The 2,866-nt window shown below is 55.5% G+C and carries 3 protein-coding genes; all 3 read left to right on the top strand.

Annotation, left to right across the window (positions count from 1 at the left end; translation table 11 throughout):
- Nucleotides 1-167 precede the first annotated feature (167 nt).
- Nucleotides 168-1,379 carry a hypothetical protein gene (locus tag K8W16_RS11620; protein ID WP_304124020.1) on the top strand — a complete coding sequence of 404 codons (1,212 nt, stop codon included), beginning with the start codon at nt 168-170 and terminating at the stop codon, nt 1,377-1,379.
- The gene (locus K8W16_RS11615) at nt 1,372-2,304 is read left to right on the top strand and encodes a protein phosphatase 2C domain-containing protein (RefSeq protein WP_304124018.1); all 933 of its coding nucleotides are present in this window, start codon (nt 1,372-1,374) and stop codon (nt 2,302-2,304) included. Before K8W16_RS11620 ends, K8W16_RS11615 begins: the two co-directional genes overlap by 8 nt.
- Nucleotides 2,301-2,866, top strand: a 566-nt coding sequence (locus K8W16_RS11610; RefSeq protein ID WP_304124015.1) for a hypothetical protein, incomplete at its 3' end; no start/stop codon positions are given. The genes K8W16_RS11615 and K8W16_RS11610, both read left to right, overlap by 4 nt.

Here is a 2,866-nt window from a genome sequence, read left to right as displayed (position 1 = left end):
GTTGAACAGAAACTTCAGTTCCGAGCAGCTCGAAAAGATCCGTGAAGAACTCGGCTTCAGCGAAAAGCTCGAATGTCGTCAGGACAACGGTAAAGAGATTCGCAGCAAGTTCATCATGGCTTCACAGAGCGCCGTGGCCCGGTCGCAGAGATGAGGAGCAGAAAGATATGAGGATAAAAATTCAGAACTGGCTTCCTCCCACGGATCTTGCCGAGCTGCCCAAGCGAGGTGAGGGAGGGGAGGGGATTGTCTATGACTTGGGTTCGAGGCATCTTTTGAAGGTCTATGGCGAGATCACCCGCTTTCGTCAGGAAAAGGTTCTCGATCTTTGCAGCCGCTACGAAACATTCAAAGCCCGGTTTGACATGGCGCAGTTTGCCTTTCCTGAAAAGGTAGCCGTGAATATCGACGCTCAGGATGATATCGTCGGTTTTTCCATGAGCGACATAGGCAAATGTGCCCAGCTTGATTATCTTTTCTGGTCCGGCAGCGGCTTCAGGGAAAAAAACGGCCAAAGTCTGACCTGGCAGGAAGCCGTTGACCTGGTGTACAAGTTATATACGGCCCTGGACAGGCTGCACAGGGCGCGCATAGTGATAGGGGATCTCAACCCCTCCAACATCCTGTATGATTTTTCTACGAAAAATCCCGCGTTCATAGATATGGATTCCGTTCAGATAGGGCAGTACGGCTGTGCCGTGACCGGGGCTGAAGGGCGCTATCTGGATCCTCTTGTGGAAGAACGTGGCCTGGACGGCAACGGCTGCTACAAGTACACGGAAGGCAGCGACTATTATGCCCTGGCGGTCATTGCCTGTGAGATGCTCACCGGCGGCGACCCCTTTGAGTTCCGCACCGCGCCTCCCTGTGATGCCGCAGAGCGACGGAAAAATCGTCATTGCCTGCTCGGCTATGTGGAGGATGGGAACTTTTCTGAAACGACAGGCGCAAGGTTGCTGGACAAGCCTGCCAACAAGCTGAAAGTGGAGCGCTTTCAGGAGCTGCGCCGTACGGATCCCGTCCTTTATGCCTATCTGGCGGATGTGCTGGTGCGCGGAGCGCGGGACAGCCTGCTGTACAGGCTTCCCAAGACGGATCCCCGGCATCCTGAATACACCATGCGGAGAAAAGGGGTCAGGACTATCGTCGAGGTTCAGCCGCAGGATGCAGGGCCTTCGGGAAATCCGTTTAGCCCGTTGACCGACACATCCATTTCCGTGGATGCCCAGGAAAAGTTGTGGAGCATACTGCAGAAGCAGAACCGCGCTGTGAGGCTGCGTTCCATGACTACGGGCGATCCGCCGGCGTTTCGGCAGTTCATCGCCAATTTCGGTTTTGACTATGTCGATATCCTCTCTGGAGGAAAGAGCCATGTCTGAATTCCTGCCGCGTTTCGTGCGTCTGGTGCATGAAGGGAGCGTATCCATCCCGTTCAGCGTGGGAGGGTGTTCACAGCATGGCCCTCATGCGGCGGAAGACCAGAACAATCAGGATGCCATGAGCCTTGATATCGATGCTGCGGCCATGATCGGCGTAGTTTGCGACGGTTGCAGCAGTGCGTCCGACCTGGGAGAGAACAGGGTGTCGTATGCCGAGACGGGGGCACAGATACTTTCCGCCCTCATGGTCCGCCATATCAGGGAACTTCTGCAGCAGGATGCCGGCATGCCTGTGGAGAAACTCGCCGGGCAGGCCGGGGAGCTCTGCTTGGAGGATATCTGGCGCATACTTGGCATCCTCTGCGGAAAGGATGCGCAGCTGAAGGAGCATTTCCTGCGGGAATTTTTCATGGCGACGATACTGGTGGCCGTGATCACCCCCGTGCGCTGGTTCGTGCTGCACTGCGGCGACGGATGCGTGGCTGTTAATGGAGAGTTCTTCAATCTGAACGAAGCGTACAGCGGCGAATATCTTGCCAACGGGCTTTCTTCCGACAATGTCTTTTCGTCGCCTCCGGAACTGCATCTTTTCAGGCAGGGCGATATTGCCGACCTGAAAAGTCTTGTCATAGCCTCGGACGGCATGCAGGAGATCCATGAAAAGAGCGGGGAGCTCCTTGAGAATATGCTCTCTTCAGGATGGGACAAAAGAAAGAGTCCTTATACGCCCGGCTTCGACAGAGACTTCCTCAGGGAGTTCCGGGTACGGGTGGCTTTTCCCTGGGAAGATGCCGGGCTTTCTTCTCCCGCGCATGACGACAGGACGTTGATCATGTTCCGGCGCCTTCCCGACATGGCGACAGCATCACGGCGTTCTCTCAATAACGACAGGTATGGAAGCAATAATCAAGGATTGATCTCATGATAGAAATTTCTTCTGCCGACAGGCGCGACGGCCTGCTCGCGGCGCTTTCCAGAACGTCGACCCGCATCATACATGGGATGATGGGCTCCCCCCGAAACGGTATTCCCCCACGTCGTCTGGACAGTGTCAGGCAGTTGCTGAGCCATAAGTATCCTCATATTGACGAGTATATGGCGATGCTTCTGTTCAAGGCGTCCCTGCCGGAAAAATACTGGGGCCTGCCTCTGGATGAGGTTGTTCTGAGCTCTACGTCCAACGACTACAAAGCCAGGGCGACCTGGCCCGAGGCCGCCGTGTTCGGTATAGGGGCGACGCAGAACGGCGGGGCGAGGGCTGCCCTCATGTATGATGAGCATGTCCCCGAGGGGAAAAGCAGAAAGGAAAGCTCCGCCACGATGATGGTTCGCAATAAGGTTTTGGGCAACATCAGCCTGCCCAGGCCTCTTTTTCAAATCTGCGGCGAGGTAGACCATATCGACGCATACGCCAATGCCCATCCGAAGCATCTCGGGAATTATCTCAAGCACATGCATATGGCGGAATATACCTTTCACAGGGATGC

Source organism: Mailhella massiliensis (genome assembly GCF_020741395.1).
In the GTDB taxonomy this organism is placed as follows: Bacteria; Desulfobacterota; Desulfovibrionia; order Desulfovibrionales; family Desulfovibrionaceae; genus Mailhella; species Mailhella massiliensis_A.
The sequence above is the reverse complement of the archived record's forward strand: the minus strand, read 5'-3'. Positions and strand labels throughout refer to the sequence as shown.